We start from the raw sequence: 18008 nt of genomic DNA, 5'->3' as shown, positions 1-18008 counted from the left end.
AAGCCAGCCCGCGGTGCGGCCCGGTTCGCGGTGCGATGCGGTTCGTGTGCAACCCGGCTCGGCTCGCGGTTCAATGTGAGGCGTCACGCTTGCTCAGATCCGAAGGGGTGCATGCGGGGCACCTCTCGATGCAGGAGAGGCGGAAGTCACCGGCGGCTTCGGCCTGTTGCCTGAGATGGTCGTGCACCGCGGCCGCGACAGTCAGGGCCGAAGGCCCCTTACCGGCCAGTCGGAATCCGGCCGTCCGGCGGCGATCCGCGCGGAAGGCGGCCGGATCGACACCGGCCCTCCGGCACTGGAAGATCTTTTCCATGACCATCGCCCCGGACCCGCACCCCCAGTCGAACTCCCGCCCGACCCCGCACCCGCTCGTCGCCCGAGCGCACCGACTCGCGTCCGACGTGCTCGCCCCCATCGCCGAACGCGTCGACCAGGAGGGTGTGCCGGCGAGCAGCATCGAGGCGATCAAGCGGTCGGGGCTGCTCGGCGTGAGCGCGCCGGTGGAGTACGGCGGTTCGGCGGCGCCCGCCGCGGTGGCGCGTGAGGTCGCCGAGATCCTGGCGGGATCGTGTTGCTCGACGTGGTTCGTACAGACCCAGCACCACACACCGGTCATGACACTCGCCAGGAGTGAGTTGGCTGTACGTGAGCGCCTGTTGGGCCCGCTGGCGCGCGGCGAGCTGCTGTCCGGCGTGGCGTACGCACAGCTGCGCGCCCACCCGCGTGTCCCCGTGCGCGTCACCCGGGACCGCGGCGGCTGGCGCTTCGACGGGCGGGTGCCCTGGTACACCGGCTGGGGGCTCAACGACGTCATGCTGCTGGCCGGGCTGACGGACGCGGACGAGGCGCTCTTCGTCTTCACCGAAGCACGGGCACAGCCGGGACTGCGCCCGTCGGAGCCGATGCGTCTCGCCGCGCTCGGTGCCTCGCGCACCGTGTCGCTGGAACTGGACGGACTCCGGGTGCCCGACGAGGCCGTGGCCCTGCGGGCGCCGTACGAGACCTGGGCCGCGACCGACCGCCCCAAGAACACCAACGCCTCACCGGCCGTCTTCGGGATCACCGAGTCCGCATTCGGCCTCCTCGACGGCGGCCCGGTCGAGAAGGAGACGGCCCACACCCTGCGCCCCCGCCTCGACGAGGTCAGGCGGCAGGCGTACGCGCTGGCCGACCACCCGGTGCCGCACGAGCGCATCGAGGAGAGGCTGGCGGTCAAGGCGCGCGCGTACGACCTGATGCGGACGGCGACGACGGCGGCCGTGGTGGCCGGCGGCGGCCGGGCCATGTCCTTGGACAGTCGTGCGCAACGGCTGGCGCGCGGGCCATGTTCCTGCTGGTGCAGGGTCAGACGGCCGAGGTACGCGACGCGCACCTAGGTCATCTGTCGGCGGACGGCTGAGCTGTCACCTCGTCGTTGATTCCTGATCGTCACTCGTACGCCGCTCGTGTCACGGGCCCGGCGGCGCGTTCAGCAACCACTGGCTGCGGTCACGTAGGGGGACGCAAGAGAGGAAGGACACGTGCCAGGCCTGACTCGTTCCGTCATCGCCTCCGCTGTTCTCGCGTCCGCGTTGCTGGCGGCTCCGGCAACGGCGGTCGCTCGGACACCACCGCCGAGCACGTCGGCAGCCCCGGCGTGCAGCGTCCCCGACCTCATGGACAAGGGGAGGAGCGCACAGAAGAAGGCCGAAGCATGGTGCAAGGACGTCCTGTCGGAGGACGTCAAGGAGAAGGCTGTCGCCTGTGCGAAGCGGGGAGTCGACGCGGCGAGGGGAAAGCCCGACTTCGGTTACCTGGGAAAGGCGATGGCCACCTGCGTGACCGTTGCCCTAGCGAAGGATCCGTGCACCTCCGAGAGCAAGAAGAGGAGCGAACGGTGTGCCAAGGAATTGATGCATGAGGGGCAATCCCCGGATCAAGTCCCAGACGATGTCTGGATCGGCGAACACTGCAAGGAATTCGTCGGTCACATCAAACGGTTCGACACTCCGTGCGCCTGCGGAAAGGCCATCGCGGGACGTCCGGTCGACTGAGCCGGCCGGGCCGGGGCATGCTCTGCCCCGGCCCGGATCGGGTCACGCCGATGTCGGCCTGAGGTCGATCACCGTGCGCAACTTGCCGCTCCCTGCCGTGCGTTCGAGGTCTGCGCCGTCGACGATCTCGACCGCGCAGGTCAGCAGCTCCTCGTCGGTGACCGCCGCGCCGAGTTCCGGGATGGCCGACAGGAACGCGGTGCGCGCACGCTCCGGATCCGTGGCGTATGCGCGGTCCAGCCGTACGGTCAGGTCCTCGCGGGCGGCCTCGCTGCTCAGGACCAGCTGCAACTCGCCGCGGTAGCCCAGCTGTTCCTGGGCGCACTCCACAAAACGGCGGTAATTGTAGAAGTACGTGCCCACGCGCACCACATCGCCGTAGCGGCCCAGGAGCTCGATGCGCGGGGCGTGGCTGCCGCACGGGCAGACCCCCTCCACCGTGCGGCCGAGGTCGCCGATCTGGTAGCGCTCCAGGCGCTGCCCGGCGCGGGTGCGGCTGGTGAAGACCAGGCGGCCGGGCTGACCCGCCGTCACCGGCCGGTCCTCCTGCGGGTCCAGGATCTCCAAGGTGTGCAGATCCGACAGGACGTGGTGCACCGCGCCCTCGGCGTGCGTGCACTGGTAGCCGAGCGGCCCCAGGTCCGTACTGCCGTAGGAGGCGGAGCGGATGACCTCGACGCCGAATGTGTCGGTGAGGATCCGGCGCTGCTCGGCGGTGAAGTGCTCGCCACCGTAGAACACCTTGCGGATCCCGCCGTACGAGCGCAGCAACTCGCCCTCGGCGTGGAAGAGCTGCCACAGGTAGGAGGGCATGCCGAAGACCGCGTCGGCGCGGTGGGTCACCAGGGCCTCGGCGACCACGGCGTGGTCGGCGCCCGCGGCCAGCGGGATCTGGGTCGCGTTGAGCCGCTCCAGGATGGAGAAGAAGCTGATGAACCCGCCGTACATGCCGCCGCAGTAGAAGAGGTTGGCGGCGCGGTCGTGGGACGGGTCGAAGCCCGCGGCGAGCAGGCCGTGCGCGGCGGCCCGCATCTGGGTGTCGTAGTCGTGGTGGGTGAACACCGACAGGGCCGGGGCGCCCGTGGTGCCGCCGCTGCGGAAGTAGAGGTGGGCGTGCTCGGGCGCCAGGGCGGCCAACTGCCGCTGCACGCCCGCCTTGTCGAGGAGGGGACCGGTCGGCGGCGCGGGGGAGGGGGTGGCCGCGACGAGGTCGTCCAGGCATCCGGTGGTCGCGAAGGTGTCGTCGGCCCTGACGCTGACGCGGCGGCTGTAGCGCTGGAGCGCGTAGACGCCGTCGTGCGGCTCGCCGTCGTAGCTGTCCAGCATGGCGCCGACAGGGGTGACGCGCAGCGCGCCCGCCGTCAGCAGTGCACGGGAGAGCCGGGCGATGTCGGCGCGGCCGCCGCCGACGGCGACGGTCTGGAGGTAGCGGCGCATCGGCCGCAGCGTGGCGGTGATGTCCCGGGCGGGCAGCGGCTTGACCCAGACGCTGCGGTTCAGCGGCGATGCGGTCAGCGCGGGCCGGGTGTCGGCCAGGACCCGCCAGGTCCCGTCCTCGGCGGCGATGACCTTGGTCAGCCCCAGATGCTGTTCGAGGCGGGCGAGCAGCTCGGTGGTCGTGATCTCGGCCTGCTCGGCGATGCTGAGGCCCGGCTGGCCCGGCTGGCCCGGCTGGCCCGCCTGGTCGGGCGAGTTCGGCAGGTCCGGCTGGTCGGGCGAGTTCGGTCGTTCCGGCTGGTCCGGCTGGTCCGGCTGGTCCGGCTGGTCCGGCAGGTCCGGCAGGTCCGGGTGGTCCGACTGGCCTGCCTGGTCCGGCAGGCCGGGCGAGTTCGGCAGGTCCCGGCCCGCGCGGTTCCCCGCGCCCAGTGCGGCGGCCGAGGCCTTGGCGAGGGCGGGCGCGAAGTCCTCGGCGAAGGCGAAGACCTCCTCGGCGTCCTCGGTGTCCAGATAGATCACCTGCGGGCTGGAGCACGCCTGCTGGTCCAGGCGGCAGACGTCCGCGGCCAGGGCCTCCAGGGATGCCGCGTCCTGCCACGCCTCGCGGGTCAGATAGGCGAAGGAGATCTTGTGCCCCCACTCGACCAACCGGCAGCCCGGAGGCGCGAGTTCGGCGACGGAGGCCGCCGCGTCTTCGCTGCCCCACACGGCGATCGCGTCCGCGGGAGCGCACATCAGCCGCAGCCACTCCCGGCGGGCGGACGGGAACCGCAGGGCGACGACGCGGCGGGCGAGCGCACCGGTGGGGTCGGCGGCCGCCAGCTCGGCGAGCAGGTGCAGGGCGAGCGGGGAGTCGCTGCTGCTGATCTTGAGTACGTTGACGTTGCCGGCCAGCAGCCCCTCGACGACGCTCAGCGGCGCGACCGCCGCCGCGTTGCCGGGGGCGATGTGTGCCAGCAGGCCGACCGGGGCCCACGCCTCGAAGACGGTCTCGCGGGCATCGGGCCGAGTGAGCCGGCCGGGCGCCGTGCCGCCCAGCTCGCGCCGGAGCTTGCGTTCCAGGGCGGGCCTGGCGAGTGCGGCGGACAGCTCGGCCAGGATCGCTTCGGCCTCCGAGAAGTCGCCGGTGGACGCGGCGAGTCGGGCGGCGAGCCGATCCCGTACAGGATTCCCGGATTCGCCCAGCGTGGTGCTGAGCACAGCGCACGCGCTCAGCACGGTCTCGGTGGGCAGCGGCTCGGCCAGGGCCCGCTCGACCACGCCGGGGAGATCCGCCAGACGGGCGGCGGCCTCGGCGTCGTCGATGAACTCGCCCTGCCAGAAATGGAGTTCGCTGGTCACTGCGGAGACTGCTCCCTCGTCCGTGCTCGTCGTCGTCTCGATGGTCGTCGCGGTGCTCATGCGCGCCCCTTCAGGAGTTCGGCCGCCGCCACCGCGCAGCTGCGGTTGCGGCTCACCCCGGCGCGCCCGTGGACGGTGAACCACGGTGTGGCCAGCGGGCATCCGCACTCCTCTGCCGGGTGCAGCGAGGCGAGGTCGCCCATCACGACGCTCTGCGCCGGCACGGAGGTGATGTACGGGGAGACCAGATGCAGGAAGCCCCGCTCCCCGTACCCCAGCGGCCGCAGGGTGCGGGTGTCGCGCACCGCGGCCCGCGACCACACGGGCACGTGCAACCGGTGCTCGGCGCACTCGATGTAGGGCACGCAGTGTTCCACCGAGCCGAAGGTGTCCCGGATCCGCTCCGGCTCGACGCCGAGGAGCTCGGTGACACGCGCGTAGAACTCGGCCTTGCCGATCTGCCGGTCGGCGTGCCCCTTCCAGCCGCCGCCGAGGACCACCAGGGAGCCCGCAGGAAGCTGGATCGGCGGCAGCCCCTGGGCGCGCATCCGCTCCAGGGTGAAGTGCAGGAACGCGGGGAAGCCGAGGATGCGGACCGGCAGGCCCTCCTTCGCGTACTGCCGCAGCGCGGTGATGCATCCATGCACGTCGAACTCGTGGCCCTCGCCGGTGTGCCGCAGCGCGTGCGTGACGCCCTTGGCCGGGGCGAAGTCGCACAGGTAGTTGTCGGTGAAGGACGTGCCGAGCTTCATGCTCGGGGCCGCTTCGTAGCTGTAGAGAAGGTAGTTGACGGGCCGGTCGGGGGTGATCCAGCCGTAGTGGTCGAAGATCCGGGCCACCATGCGCTGCGCGGAGCGGATGGTCCACTCGTCGAAGAACATCTGTGACTTCTGGCCGGTGGTGCCGGAGGACGTCAGATGCAGGAAGACGTCGTCGCGGGGGACGGAGAGCACCTCGTGGCGCTTGAAGAAGTTGGCGTGGATCAGCGGGGTGCGGACGCCCGCGCCCACCGTCAGTGCCGGGGCCTCCGGAGCGTCGGCGAGCAGCGAGCGGAAGAACGGCGAGCGGGCCGCGTGCCAGTCGTTCGTCTCGGCCATGGCGGCCGCGAACAGGGCATCGGTGTCCGGTCCTCCGGCATACGGCGCGGCCAGGTCGCACAGCTGCTGGACGTGTGCCAGGGCCTGCGGGTCCGGTACCCGGACGGGGGCGAGATAGGGGTTGGTGTCGGTGTTCACAGGGTGACCTCGTGACGGGGCAGATAGGTGGCGGCCCAGGCGGTCAGATAGGCGCTCACATAGGGCTGGAGCGGCCCGCCGACGGCGAGGGACCGGAAGTCGATCTGACGGCTCGTGCGGGAGAGCACGACGTAGTCGTGGAAGCGCTCGCCGATGCGGCGCATGGCCGGGTAGACGGCGCTGGGGACGAAGCCCGCGGCCAGGAAGGCGGTCAGGCTCGCGGTGTCGGACAGCGGAAGGAGCGTCTCGACGTAGTCGGCCCCGGCCCGGGAGACCGTGGCCATCAAGGGCTCCAGGGCCTGCGTGACCGCGGCGGGGTAGGGGTGCACGGCGATCAGCGCGCAGCTCCCCGCGACCGGGTCGAGATCCACGTACGCCTCGAACGCGCCGTCCGGCGGCACCAGTACGGCGTTGGGCGCGTGCAGCGGGTAGTAGCGCCCCGCCGGGTTGGGGAAGAGCTCCAGGAAGCGACGGCGTACGAAGCCGGGCGCGCCGACCACTTCCAGGTCGGCGGTCGGCGGAGCGGCTGGGCCCTCGGGGCGCGCAGAGCCCAGCGTGTCCGAGGGCAGCACCGTGCCGTAGGGGACGCCAGTGTTGTTCTCGGCGGCGGCGAGGAGCGGGCCGAGCGCGGCAGGCGCCCGGGTGACCGTCTCGCGGTGGGCAAGCACCCCGTCGGCGAAGCGGGCGAACAGGCCGAGGCTTTCGCAGCCCGCCACCTCGGCGGCGTTGGGCAGCAGGCCGAGCGGCCTGAACCCGTTGCGGACCACGACGTGTTGGGGACCTTCGGTGACCATCCGCACGGTGGCGTACACCGAGTCCAGGCGTCCGGTGGCGCATGCCTCGGCGCACACCGCTCCGGTGAGGCGTCCGGCGAGACCGCCGCGGCGGCGGTCCGGGTGGACCGCGAGGCCGACGAGTTTGCCGATGCGGCTGCCCGGGTCGGTCTGCACGACCGCCGAGCCCGCGAGCTCCCCGGTCCCGGCCAGGCGGGCGGTGAGCCAGTGGGTGTGCGGGTCGGTGATCAGCCGGCGCATCACGGCCGGGTCGCTGCCCAGGGGTACGGGGTATCCGTGGCCGTACACGTCGAAGTACAACTGCCGCAGTTCCGCGATGTCCTGGAGTGCCGCGGGGGCGAGGGTGACGGTCATCGGGCACCTTCGAGGGAGGCGGGGATGGCGCGGACGTCCTCGGTGGCGGTGTCCCGGGGGCTCGCGGGAGCGGGCGCGCCGGGTGCCGCGGTCCGCTCGTCCTGTGGAGCCGCGTTCGGGCCCTCCGTGGCCGCGCGCCCTCGACGCCCCAGCAGGAACAGCGCCACCGCGACCGGTGCCAGACCCACGCCCTGGACCAGGCACAGCCAGCGCGCCCCCAGGTGGTCGCCAAGCACCCCGAAGACCAGCGAAGACAGCGGGAACGTGGCGCCCAGCAAGGCCTGCATCACCGCGAAGAACCCCGGCTTGTCGGCGGCTGGGACCGACCGCTGGAACAGAGCGACGAAGCGTACGCCGATCACGCCGACGCACCAGCCCGCCAGGGCCAGCGACACCAGGGCCACGGCGAGGCCCGGCGCCGCTCCCGGCATCCCCAGCGCGAGCGCCATCAGCGCCAGGCAGGTCCCGCCGACCGCGGTCGGGGAGCCCGACAGCCGCCCTCCGGTGAAGGAGCCGAGCAGGGTGCCCACGCCCAGGGCCGCCTCCAGCGCGGCGACCGTCGATCCCTGCCCGTGCAGCACCGAGCGGGTGTACAGCGGCATCACGACGAACACGGCTGTGGTGAAGACGTTCGCCGCGGCGAAGCAGAGCAACACCTGCCGAATGAAGGGCAGTTCGCTCAGGATCTGCCGCAGTGTGCGGCGCTTCGGCACGTCACCGGGGGCGTGCGCGGCAGGGGCCGCGGCGGTGCGGGGGAAGCGGGTCAGCGCGACGAGCGCGGCCGCGGCGAGGTAGGCGCCCGCGCACCCGGCGACGATGCCCGCCAGGTCCCAGGCGTCGACCAGCAGGGGGCCCAGCAGCCCGCCCGCGAGCCCGGCCAGGGACTGCGTGGCGAGTTCGAAGCCGGTCGCGGCCTCGATGTCGGCGTCCTCGACCAGTTCGGGCACCGAGGTGGTCAGGCACGGGTCGAAGAGGGCCTGGCAGCCCGCGAGGAGCAGGGCGGCGCCGTAGATCATGCCGGTGGGCGGCTGTGCCGTGTACGTCCACGTGGCGGTCGCGGTGGCGACGAGGCCCGCCACCGCCGCCGCGCCCGCGAGCACACCGCGGTGCGGACAGCGGGCGACGATCCGCGCGACCAGCGGGACGAGGACCACCGCGGGGAGCGTGGAGACGGCGAGGAAGGCGCCGGAGGCGAAGCCCCGGTCGGCGCCCGCCGCCTGGCTGACCAGCCACCACACTACGCCGACCTGGAACATCCGGGCCGCCGCCTGGGTGAGGACCTGAGCGGCCCAGACCGCTCCGAAGGCGGGGTTGCGCAGCACCACGGGGAGCTGCCCGCGGGATGCCGACGCTGCCCTTCCGCTGGTTTCGCCGGACGCGGTCATGACTCCATCCGTTCGTCCACGACGCGGATGAGCTTGCCCGAGCGGGAGTTGACGGCCAGCACGCCGTGGCGCACCCACTCCACCGACAGCGGATGGATGTGCCCGGCGTCGACCGCGTCGCCGAACGACGCCCGGTCGGCCAGGAGCTGCTTACGGATCGCTTCCGCGAGGTCGTCGCGCCCGGCCGGGTCCCCGTCGCTCGCGAGACGCAGCCGTAAGCCGTCCCGCCCGTCCCAGTGGCGCACCACCAGCTGTACCCCGGTCACCCGGCCCGCGACATCGGCGCCGCGGACCAGGTCCTGTACGTCCTCGGTGTACAGCGAGACGGGCCCGACGCGGACCCCCTCCTGCGAGCGGCCCAGGATGCGGAAGTGTCCGGGTCCCGTGCCGGTCCACTCGGCGCGGTCGCCCGCCGGATAGCGCAGCACGGGCATCAGCCGGCGACGCAGGTCACTGACCACGACCTTGCCAGGGACCCCCGCTTCGGTGATCGGCTCGCCGCTCTCCTCGCAGAGGATCTCCACGGTGGCGTACGGGGTGAAGGCGCGGTGCACGCGTGGGTCGGCCCCCGGCACGGCGCACCCCAGCAGCCCCGCGTCGACGCTGGCGTAACCCACCGAGCGCGGACGGGCGTTGGGGAACGCCTGGGCGAGCAGCGGCTCCTGGTCCGGGTAGAGGCTCTCCCCGCCGAAGAGGAGCAGCTCCACCCGAGGGAGCTGCCGCCCGGCGGCGACGAGGTGGTCGGCCAGGGCGCACAGCGTGGTCGGGGTCCCCGCGACCACCTCCACATCGAACTGCTCCAGGGTGTGCACCGTCGACTCCAGGGGCGCGGCGCCGCCGATCGGTAGCCGGACGTTGGAGACGGGGGAGCGGTGCAGCGAGTCGAGGACGAAGGTGAAGCTGGCGTACAGCTCTCCCGCGTAGAAGAGGTCGGCGACCCGGTGCCCGGGACGCAGCCCGGATTCGAGGAGCCCGGCACCGAAAGCGCCGGTGAACTCCCGCCATTCCTCACGGGTGTAGAAGGAGAACTTCGGCGAACCGGTCGTGCCGCCGCTCTTGAAGATCACGGCTTCGTCGAGGGGGCCGGTCAGAAGCCGATTGTCGCGCGGCGTGTTGGCCCGCCAGAACTCGGCCTGGGGAACGACCGGAAGCTGTGTGAGCTCAGTAACATTCTCCGGAACTCCCGCATAGAGATCGGCGTAGAAAGGCGACTGACGGCGGACGAAACGTATGAGTTCCGTCAATGGTTGAACGGGCATCAATTCCTGCTCTGCGGCATACGAAGGCGGCGAATTCCCCTGTGGGGGAGGTCGCCTGAGTGGTTGGGATGGCACCCACCTGCCGGGCCTGCCGGGACTCCCGTCCTGAGCGGCTCACCGGAACTACGGAGTGCAACCAAGACATTACCGCATCGCGAATGCCGCGATTTCCCGGGCGGGTTCCTGCTTCCCTGTGCCGAAACCTTCCGGCCAATGTGCGAAGTCGGCCCTTCGGCTCGGACGGGCGGGATCCCCCGTGGTCGAAGGCTGACGACGCGTCACCCGTGAGTGGAAAACTCGGCCTGAAAGTATTTGTCGTGATGCATGCATGCTGAAACGTGTGCAACTGGCGGACCGCCCATACATATTCGCGGGATCCGATACTCAATCATTAATTCGAGGCATCGTGATTCAACTCACTGGCCTTCGCGCGGAGCGAGTTCCAAGGCGGCGACCGCTCCGCCGTCGGGCGCGTCGGCGAAGGTCAGCCGGGCGCCGAGGACCGAGGCCTGGCCGAGCGCGATGGCCAGTCCGAGCCCGTGCCCGTGTCCGCGCTCGGCGGCCTCCGTGCGGAAACGCTGCGGCCCGTGCGCCAGCAGATCGGCGGGGAAGCCGGGGCCGTGGTCGCGTACGGCGATCCGGGTGCCGGTGACGGTCACCTGGACCGGAGGCGCGCCGTGCCGGTGCGCGTTGGCGACGAGGTTGCCGACGATGCGCTCCACCCGGCGCGGGTCGGTACGCACGACGTCCGCGCCCTCGACACGCACCTCGTCGGCGCCACCGCCCCTTTCGACCACGTCGGCGACCAACTCACCCAGCGGCACCTCGTCGAGCCGCGCCTGCTCGGCACCGGCGTCGAGTCGGGAGATCTCCAGGAGATCCTCGGTCAGCCCGCGCAGCCTCCGCACTTCGGTACGCACCAGATCCGCCGCCTCGTCGTCCTCGGGGAGCAGACCGGCGGCGGTGACCAATCCCATCAGAGGGGTGCGCAGTTCATGGGCCACGTCCGCGGTGAAGCGCCGCTCCGACTCCAGCCTCTGCTGCAGGGTCGCGGCCATGACGTCCATGGCCGCGGACATCTCCGTGATCTCGTCGCGGGCCCGGCCGGGGCGCCCGATCCGGGCGTCGAGGTCGCCGTCCGCGATCCTGCGGGCGGTGCGGGCGCCGTGCCGCAGCCGCCGGTTGATCGGCTCGGTGGCGAGCGCGGCGAGGGGCACGACGACGGCGAGGGCGGCGAGCACGGACTTGAGGATGCTCCGGTCCAGAAGCTGGAGGCTGCGCACCTCGGCGCTCATGTCCGTGCGCACGACGAGCACCTGGTCGCCGACGGACACGGCCGCCCACATCCAGTACCAGTTCGGCGGCTTCTCGTCGTACCACAAGGCGTACTCGCCGGTCCCGCTCAGGCCCGCCAGGTCCCGGGCCAGGGGTTCGGGCACCTCGTCCCGCGACATGAGGTCGGCGGACGCGGGCCTCTCGCCGGTACGGGCGTACTCCTGCTCGACGGCGTGCAGTTGAGCCACGGCCCGGTCGCGCCCCGCCCGTTGCCCGTGTTCCTGCGTCGACCGGTGGACGAGCAGACCGACGACCGCGGCGACCGCGCAGCAGGCGGCCGCGGTCAGGGCGGCGATCTTCCAGCGCAGGGCGCGGGGGTTCAGGAATCGCATGGCTGCCGTTTCAGGACGGGGAGAGTTTGTAGCCGAAGCCGCGGACGGTCTTGATGCGGTCGGCGCCGATCTTCTTGCGCAGCCGCACCACGCACAGGTCGACGACCCGGGTGTCGCCCTCCCAGCCGTAGTCCCAGACGTCGCGCAGCAGGCGGCGCCGGTCGAGGACGATGCCGGGGTGCTCGGCGAACGCCAGGAGCAGGCGCAGCTCCGTGGGCGTGAGGGGGACGGCCGCGCCCGCTCGGCTCACGTTCAGTCCGCGCAGATCGATGGCCAGATCACCGAAGAGGAGCGGGCGGCTGTCGCTCTCGGAGCCGGGAGCGGTGCCGGTGTCGGAGGCTGGATCAGGACGGGTGAGGGCCGCCGCCCCCGCGTGGAACGTGGCACGACGCAGCAGCATCCGGATGCGGGCGACCATGACGCCGATGTCGACCGGCTTGACCACGTAGTCGTCGGCCCCGGCCTCAAGGCCGGACACGACGTCGAGCGCGTCACCCCGGGCGGACATCATCAGGATCGGTACGAGGCTCTCGTCACGAATGCGTCGGCACAGGCCGATGCCGTCCAGGCCCGGCAGCATGACGTCCAGGATCAGCAGATCGTGCCGCCCGGCCCGGAATGCGTCGAGGCCCCCGAGACCGTCCTCGGCGACCGAGACCTCATACCCGTAGCGCTCGAGAGCCAGTTGGACGGAACGGCGGATGACCGCGTCGTCCTCGACCACGAGGACGCGGACCGGGTTCGGGACGGGGGATTCGGACAAGACGTACCTTCCAGAGCTGCCGGAGCGTGCTGCGTTTACTGAGTGTTCCTGCGCCTTCCTGCGCCTTCCTGCGCCTTCTTGCCGACTGGTGATCGAATCGTAGCTACGCGGCGGCCCGCCCCTCGGCGGACCGTGTGCTCCGTAAGGGCGGCGTCACAGACGCAGGGAGGCAGCGACCGGAAGATGGTCGCTGCCCGTGGCGGGCAGGGTCCACGCGGAAACCGGAGTCACCCCCTTGACCATGATCTGGTCGAGGCGGACCACCGGGAACGAGGCCGGCCACGTGAAGCCGAACCCGGCACCCGCCTCCTGCTGCGCCGAACGCAGCTGGGAGGTCAGCGGGCCGAGCGCCGAGTCGGCGGTCGTCCCGTTGAAGTCGCCCACCACGACGACCCGGCCGAGCCTCTCCGCCCGGACGGCATCGGCCAGCTTCCCGGCCGCCTCATTGCGGCGCTCCGTGGTGAATCCGGAACTCGGCAGGACGCGTACGGAAGCGAAATGCGCGACGTAGAGGGCGACAGGCCCCTTGGGGGTGTCGACCGTGGCGCGCAGGGCCCGTGTCCAGGGCATGATCTCCACCGGCTCCACGGCCCGGAGCGGGTGCTTGCTCCACAGCCCGATGCCCTCGCGCACCGCGGAGTACCGGTAGGTGCGCGCCAGCTCGCGCTCGTACGTCGCCACGGCCGGGCGGGACAGTTCCTCCAGCGCCACTACGTCGGCGCCCGTGGCGGCCAGCGCCCGTGCGGTCCCGCGCGGGTCGCGGTTCCCCTCGTGCACGTTGTGGCCGACCACGACCACGTCCCCACCGCTGGATTGCTTGTCGATGAAGGTGCCCGCGAACAGGGAACACCAGGTGACGGCGGGGACGAGGACGGCGAGGCCCGCGAGGGCGGAGCGGCGCGCCACGGCGGCCGCCAACAGCGCCACCACGCTCAGGCCCGTCCAGGGCAGCACCGTCTGCAGCAGACTGCCGAGGTTGCCGAAGCCGTTCGGAATGCGGGTGTTGAACGCCATGAGCAGGGCGCAGAGCACGGCGGCGGTGGCGATGAACCGACCCCGCCGCCACGTCCCCGTACGCCACATCCCGGTAGGCCACACGCCGAGCGGCTTCGAAACGGGAGGCGAGCCGGTGCTGCTGGGAGTGGGCTCGCCGCGGAGAGTGTCCTGGCTCATCGGCGTCCGTCCCGACCGTTGCCGTCCGCCGCGAGGGCTGCGGGCAACTTCTCCCGGAGGGCGTCGAGGAGGCGGCCACTGCTCTCCAGGGCTGCCAGATTGCCCTCGGCGGGCGACGTGCCCACGCGCTGGGAAAGGACGACGCCGTACACGAGGTGACGCCTCTGGCCGTCCGGAACCTCGGCCGCCCACATCAGGTTGCCGCCCGCCGGGGTGCTCGATCCGGTCTTCAAGCCGATCACGCCGGGCCGGTCGAGCAGCTGGTTGGTGTTCCGCACCGGCTCGCCCCGACCGGGGACGCTGGTGCTGCGCAGGCCCACGGTCGCGCGCAGCGCCGGGTCCTTCATGGCCGCGCGGGCCAGCTTGAGCTGGTCGGCGGCGGTGGACCGAGTGGTGGACTCGATCCCGCTCGCACCGGTGTACGTGGTGTCTGCCATGCCCAGCCGACCGGCCGCGGCGTTCATCTTGGCCACGAACTTGCGCTGGCTTCCCGCGTCCCAACGGGCCAGCAGCCGGGCCACATTGTTCCCGGACGGCAGGAGCATCAACTCCAACAACTTCCGCTGGGACAACTTCTGTCCCTCCCGCACCGGCGCGGTGGACTCGCTCAGCGAATGGGCCTCGGACGCGGCCTGTTGGTCGACCGTGATCGAGGGCCCGCCCTCACCGCCCTCGAGCGGATGGGCCTCGAGAATCACGTACGCGGTCATCACCTTGGTGAGGCTCGCGATCGGCACCGGCTGCCGTGCTCCCTTGACGCCGAGGCCACCGACCTTCTCCACCGAGACGGCCGTCTGCCCCTCCCGCGGCCACGGCAGATCCAGCCGCTCGACGACAGCCCTCGGCGCGGAGGCCTCCTGCGCGACGACATCGCTCGCCCCGCCCTCGCCGCCATTGCCGTCGTTGAGCGCCATCAGCCCGCCGCCGGCGCAGCCGCCGATCAGCACCGCAGCCAAGGCCCACGCCGCACCCCGACGGGCCCGCGACGGCCCCCCGAGCACGGCGCGGGCAGCAGAGTGGACACGTACGAGCACGTCAACCGCCTCCCAGAGCCAGATACGCGTACACCGGAGATCGGGTACGTCGACAGCCTCCGGGAGATCCACTTCCAGGCGGTCAGGGCGAAGCTTCCGCTGTCGTGCGGTTGTGTATCAGCTGCGTATCAGCGCTTCGCCCGAGTCTCGGCAAGTGGCCGCCGGTGCGTGACGCCAGGAGTCGCTGTGGGACTGGCTGCGTCAGGAACCCGCACCGCGCGGCCGCGTCCGTCGGGACATGCCTCCACCGCAGGCGGGGACGATGGGCGTGTTGAGTGAACTGGTCGTCGAGAGCGCGGTCACGGGCACCATCGGCGCGCTCACCGGTGCCCGCGGGGGCGGAACCACGGCAACGGGATCACATGGCACCCGCATGCGCGGAGGAGCCATTCGCCATGGCCGCTTCAGTGAGATCAGATCCTGACGATCCCTCTGAACTGGCGCTCCGACTGGGCCGGGCACGGGCGCTCGAAGGACTCCTACCGGAGAATCGGCGCTCTCGACACTCGTCCGCTACGCCAAGGAGCCCGCCGACCAGTGACGGGACCGGTCAGTGACGAGGATCGGCCAGTCAGGTGTGGGTCCCCGTGAGGGTCGCGTAGACGACGATATTGTCCGAGTACCGCCGGTCCGCCTCCGAGTAGTCGCCGGCGCAGGTGATCAAGCGGAGCCCCGCGTGGTCGAGGTTGCGGTAGACCTCGACGGTCGGAAATTCGGCTTTGGGGTACTGCGCGACGCGGTCGACGGTGAACTCCGCGGTGACTCCGTCCTGGCGGTCCACGGTGATGGCCTCGCCTTTCTTCAGTTTGGCGAGGTTGAAGAAGACCGCGGGAGTGCCGTTCCAGGTGACGTGGCCCGCGATGACCGCAGGGCCCTTCGCGCCCGGTGCCGGACCCGGGCGGTACCAGCCCGCCTTGGCGGGGTCACGTGGCGTCTCCATCTCCTTGCGCTCGCCAAGGCCCAGCCGCTCCAGCGGCGAGGACACATCAAGCGAGGGGATCGCCACCCGCACCGGGGCCGAGGCGGCCAACGGTGCGGGGCGGTCCCGCCCGTGCGGACCGCTCCGCTGCCGCGGTGATGCGCCGGGGCGGTCGGGCGACGCCGCGGATGTGCCCGGGCTGTCCGCCCGGCCGGGAGGGGCGGGCTCCTGTCGGCCCAGACCTGTCACCAGGAGCAGTACGCCCACGATGAGCAAGGCGAACGCACCTGCGGCCAGAGCGACGCGGCGCAGCCGGGCGCCCCGGACCGCATCGCCTTGTCCGGACCGCCCGGGTTCCTTCATGGATCGCTCGCCTCCGCATCCGTCGCTTCGCATGCCCGCCCGATGGGGGCGTGGGCTTCAGCTGTCGGTACGCACTGTGCGGCGGCCGACGCCGTGGCGGCGTACGGCGAAGAGACCTCCCGCGGCGAGCAGCGCCGCCGCACCTCCGGCGATCAGGCCGGGCGATTCGATGCCCTGGGTACCGCCGCTGCCGGTCTCCACGCCGCCCACGGGCATGGAACCGACGGCGGCGCCCCTGACCATGCCGCAGTCCGCGGGGGCGGTGGCCTCCTGGGGCAGCTTGGGGTCGAGTTCGCTCTTGCCCTTGCCGAAGTCGTACTCGTTGTTGTTGTTCGGGTCGATGCCGTGCTGCACCACGTGCAGGTCCTTGATGTGGTCGGCCACGTCCTGGGACACGGTGATCGTGCGCGAGTAGGACAGCGTGCCGTCCTCCTTGGCGGTGGGCATGCGCTCCACGGCGAGGCCGCTCTTCTTGGAGGTGTCTCCCTTGGTGGTCAGCGAGATGTTGATGTCTCCGTAGGAGGGCAGTCCTTCGGCGGTCGTCACGATGCCGTCGCCGTTCTTGTCCGCGCTCGCGTCCGGGCAGTGGAAGTCGTGGCCGTCGGTCGAACCGTGGATGTGCTGGGCGTGCGGCTGCCCGGGAACGAGCCCCTTGGCCTCAATCTTCACGGTCAGCTTCGTGCCGTCCAGACTGAGCAGGGCGGTGCCCCGCGAGCCGGAATCGTTCAGCGGTTCGAGGTTGATCTGGTACGCCTGGTCGGCCGAGGCCGAGGTGGAGGTCTTGGAGGTGTGTCCGTCGTGCGCGAGCGCGGGCGTCGCCGCTGCCAGGCAGAGCGCCGAGGGCAGGACCAGCCATGCTGTCGTACGGGCCGTGCGCTGAGCTGTCACGATCTGGCATCCCCTTCCGATGGCCCAACTCACGTGCTGCTGGGCGCAGTTCTGTCATGGACACAGATAATTCGAAGCTGATCCGGCCGGGGATTGGTCGTGCCGTGAGGGGCGATGGCTCAGCCGGGACCTGTCGAGACCGTCGGTCCCCTGAGACGACGCGAGCTTCAAGACCGACAAGCCGGGCGCCCCGCGCAGGCCGTACGAAGTCAGTGCGCGCCGGCGCCGTACTCGGCATGCGCGACGACACGGCCCTCATCGCCGGTCTCGGGTGGAGGCGGTGCGGGAAAGGTGCCCCTGTGCGCTTCCGCCGACAGCCGGGCCATCAGCTCATCGAACTCCTCGTCCGTCACCACAACCACCTCGCACTCTCTCTTCACCAGTGATTCGTCACAGGCGGGCCCAAGGATGGGTCAACCCATCCGCGGCAGGGCGTGTTCTGCCCACCGGTCACCGGCCACCGGCCACCGGTCGCGGCAGGTCCGGCGGATCAGCCTCGCCCGCGCGGGGATGTCTCCGTGCGCTCGACGCCCGGGGATTCTCGGCGCCACGACCAGCGGCACGGACCCGCGCCACTCCTTTGCGGAAGAGGCCAATCCAGATCGCGACCGGCAACGGATCAGTGGTGATGGGGGGCAGAGAGCCCTCGTGCACACGATCGCTGAAGGATCCTCATGCAGACTCCAGTCCGCCGTATCGCCGTCGCCGTCGCCACTGCGGCCCTGCTCCCGCTGGCGCTGACCGCCTGCTCCGACAGCGACTCCAAGGACAAATCATCCGACAGCAAGTCGTCGGGCGCGTCGAAGGAGTCGGACAAGTCCAGCCCGTCGGATGAGATGGCCAGCATGGACAAGCCGTTCGGTCCGGGATGTGCGTCGGTGCCCAAGGACGGCGCGGGCTCTTTCGACGGCATGGCCAAGGACCCCGTCGCGACCGCCGCGTCGAACAACCCGGACCTGTCCACGCTGGTGACAGCGGTGAAGAAGGCCGGTCTCGTGGACACGTTGAACAGCGCGAAGGACATCACGGTCTTCGCGCCGACCAATGACGCCTTCGCGAAGATCCCCAAGGCCGACCTGGACAAGGTCCTCGCCGACAAGGCCCAGCTCACCAAGATCCTCACCTACCACGTCGTGGGGCAGAAGGTGGCGCCGAAGGACCTGGTGAAGGGCTCGTTCGAAACACTGGAGAAGTCCAAGCTCACCACGTCGGGCTCCGGCAACTCCTACAAGGTCAACGACAGTGCCAACGTGGTGTGCGGCAACGTCAAGACGGCCAACGCCAACGTCCACATCATCGACACCGTGCTCATGCCTAAGAGCTGACTGCGGTTGACCGGCTGGTCGGCTCAGCACCTCCATGA

General features: G+C 71.2%; 15 protein-coding genes and 1 pseudogene. 4 read left to right on the top strand and 12 right to left on the bottom strand.

Annotated features, from left to right (window positions below):
• Positions 1 to 311: 311 nt before the first annotated feature.
• Together AB0L89_RS34520 and AB0L89_RS34515 are read left to right on the top strand one after the other, a co-directional pair.
• Positions 312 to 1399, top strand: a pseudogene (locus AB0L89_RS34520) (acyl-CoA dehydrogenase family protein).
• A 121-nt stretch (positions 1400 to 1520) separates the two neighbouring features.
• Complete coding sequence (locus tag AB0L89_RS34515; protein ID WP_365150177.1) at positions 1521 to 2033, top strand: hypothetical protein; 513 nt, start codon at positions 1521 to 1523, stop codon at positions 2031 to 2033.
• Positions 2034 to 2075: 42 nt separating this feature from the next.
• Here AB0L89_RS34515 and AB0L89_RS34510 read toward each other — a convergent pair whose 3' ends face one another.
• The 9 genes from AB0L89_RS34510 to AB0L89_RS34470 all read right to left on the bottom strand — a co-directional run bounded on the left by AB0L89_RS34510 (position 2076) and on the right by AB0L89_RS34470 (position 14388).
• Positions 2076 to 4871 carry an acyl-CoA reductase gene (locus AB0L89_RS34510; RefSeq protein ID WP_365150174.1) on the bottom strand — a complete coding sequence of 932 codons (2796 nt, stop codon included), beginning with the start codon at positions 4869 to 4871 and terminating at the stop codon, positions 2076 to 2078.
• Positions 4868 to 6046, bottom strand: coding sequence for an acyl-protein synthase (locus tag AB0L89_RS34505; RefSeq protein ID WP_365150171.1), 1179 nt, complete (start codon positions 6044 to 6046; stop codon positions 4868 to 4870). Before AB0L89_RS34505 ends, AB0L89_RS34510 begins: the two co-directional genes overlap by 4 nt.
• Positions 6043 to 7194: a GNAT family N-acetyltransferase gene (locus AB0L89_RS34500; protein WP_365150168.1), complete on the bottom strand. Its 1152-nt coding sequence runs from the start codon at positions 7192 to 7194 to the stop codon at positions 6043 to 6045. Before AB0L89_RS34500 ends, AB0L89_RS34505 begins: the two co-directional genes overlap by 4 nt.
• A complete protein-coding gene (locus AB0L89_RS34495) occupies positions 7191 to 8579 on the bottom strand; it encodes an MFS transporter (RefSeq protein WP_365150165.1) in 1389 nt (462 codons plus the stop codon). Before AB0L89_RS34495 ends, AB0L89_RS34500 begins: the two co-directional genes overlap by 4 nt.
• The gene (locus AB0L89_RS34490; protein WP_365150163.1) at positions 8576 to 9838 is read right to left on the bottom strand and encodes a phenylacetate--CoA ligase family protein; all 1263 of its coding nucleotides are present in this window, start codon (positions 9836 to 9838) and stop codon (positions 8576 to 8578) included. Before AB0L89_RS34490 ends, AB0L89_RS34495 begins: the two co-directional genes overlap by 4 nt.
• A gap of 416 nt (positions 9839 to 10254) precedes the next feature.
• Positions 10255 to 11505, bottom strand: a complete 1251-nt coding sequence (locus tag AB0L89_RS34485; RefSeq protein WP_365150160.1) for a HAMP domain-containing sensor histidine kinase — start codon at positions 11503 to 11505, stop codon at positions 10255 to 10257.
• 10 nt (positions 11506 to 11515) lie between these two features.
• A complete protein-coding gene (gene cseB, locus AB0L89_RS34480) occupies positions 11516 to 12268 on the bottom strand; it encodes a two-component system response regulator CseB (protein ID WP_365150157.1) in 753 nt (250 codons plus the stop codon).
• Between the two features lie 153 nt (positions 12269 to 12421).
• Positions 12422 to 13441, bottom strand: a complete 1020-nt coding sequence (locus tag AB0L89_RS34475; RefSeq protein ID WP_365150154.1) for an endonuclease/exonuclease/phosphatase family protein — start codon at positions 13439 to 13441, stop codon at positions 12422 to 12424.
• Entirely contained in the window at positions 13438 to 14388 is a 951-nt protein-coding gene (locus AB0L89_RS34470; protein WP_365150396.1) for a serine hydrolase, read from the bottom strand. The genes AB0L89_RS34475 and AB0L89_RS34470 overlap by 4 nt, the downstream gene beginning before the upstream one ends.
• 271 nt (positions 14389 to 14659) lie before the next feature.
• On the opposite strand from AB0L89_RS34470, the gene AB0L89_RS34465 reads away from it, so the two are divergent.
• A complete protein-coding gene (locus AB0L89_RS34465) occupies positions 14660 to 14899 on the top strand; it encodes a hypothetical protein (RefSeq protein ID WP_365150393.1) in 240 nt (79 codons plus the stop codon).
• 147 nt (positions 14900 to 15046) lie between these two features.
• Here the strand turns inward: AB0L89_RS34465 and AB0L89_RS34460 are convergent, their stop codons facing one another.
• From AB0L89_RS34460 to AB0L89_RS34450, 3 genes are all read right to left on the bottom strand, one after another.
• Complete coding sequence (locus AB0L89_RS34460) at positions 15047 to 15757, bottom strand: class F sortase (RefSeq protein ID WP_365150151.1); 711 nt, start codon at positions 15755 to 15757, stop codon at positions 15047 to 15049.
• A 57-nt stretch (positions 15758 to 15814) separates the two neighbouring features.
• Positions 15815 to 16645 (bottom strand): hypothetical protein, encoded by an 831-nt coding sequence (locus AB0L89_RS34455; protein ID WP_365150149.1) that lies wholly within the window; start codon positions 16643 to 16645, stop codon positions 15815 to 15817.
• A 209-nt stretch (positions 16646 to 16854) separates the two neighbouring features.
• Positions 16855 to 16998: a hypothetical protein gene (locus AB0L89_RS34450; RefSeq protein WP_365150146.1), complete on the bottom strand. Its 144-nt coding sequence runs from the start codon at positions 16996 to 16998 to the stop codon at positions 16855 to 16857.
• A gap of 321 nt (positions 16999 to 17319) precedes the next feature.
• Here AB0L89_RS34450 and AB0L89_RS34445 point away from each other — a divergent pair, with 321 nt between their 5' ends.
• Positions 17320 to 17970 carry a fasciclin domain-containing protein gene (locus AB0L89_RS34445; protein ID WP_365150143.1) on the top strand — a complete coding sequence of 217 codons (651 nt, stop codon included), beginning with the start codon at positions 17320 to 17322 and terminating at the stop codon, positions 17968 to 17970.
• The last annotated feature ends 38 nt before the right edge of the window (positions 17971 to 18008 follow it).

The sequence above is a fragment of the Streptomyces sp. NPDC052114 genome (genome assembly GCF_040680155.1).
Lineage (GTDB): Bacteria > Actinomycetota > Actinomycetes > Streptomycetales > Streptomycetaceae > Streptomyces.
Note: the sequence above shows the minus strand (reverse complement) of the source record. Positions and strands in the feature narration are given on the sequence as shown.

Excerpts from the sequence above, each read along its gene's own strand:
- AB0L89_RS34490 (WP_365150163.1), bottom strand. The coding sequence starts at position 9,838 with ATGCCCGTTCAACCATTGACGGAACTCATACGTTTCGTCCGCCGTCAG.
- AB0L89_RS34475 (WP_365150154.1), bottom strand. The coding sequence starts at position 13,441 with ATGAGCCAGGACACTCTCCGCGGCGAGCCCACTCCCAGCAGCACCGGC.
- AB0L89_RS34485 (WP_365150160.1), bottom strand. The coding sequence starts at position 11,505 with ATGCGATTCCTGAACCCCCGCGCCCTGCGCTGGAAGATCGCCGCCCTG.
- AB0L89_RS34460 (WP_365150151.1), bottom strand. The coding sequence starts at position 15,757 with ATGAAGGAACCCGGGCGGTCCGGACAAGGCGATGCGGTCCGGGGCGCC.
- AB0L89_RS34500 (WP_365150168.1), bottom strand. The coding sequence starts at position 7,194 with ATGACCGTCACCCTCGCCCCCGCGGCACTCCAGGACATCGCGGAACTG.
- AB0L89_RS34445 (WP_365150143.1), top strand. The coding sequence starts at position 17,320 with ATGCAGACTCCAGTCCGCCGTATCGCCGTCGCCGTCGCCACTGCGGCC.
- AB0L89_RS34510 (WP_365150174.1), bottom strand. The coding sequence starts at position 4,871 with ATGAGCACCGCGACGACCATCGAGACGACGACGAGCACGGACGAGGGA.
- AB0L89_RS34495 (WP_365150165.1), bottom strand. The coding sequence starts at position 8,579 with ATGACCGCGTCCGGCGAAACCAGCGGAAGGGCAGCGTCGGCATCCCGC.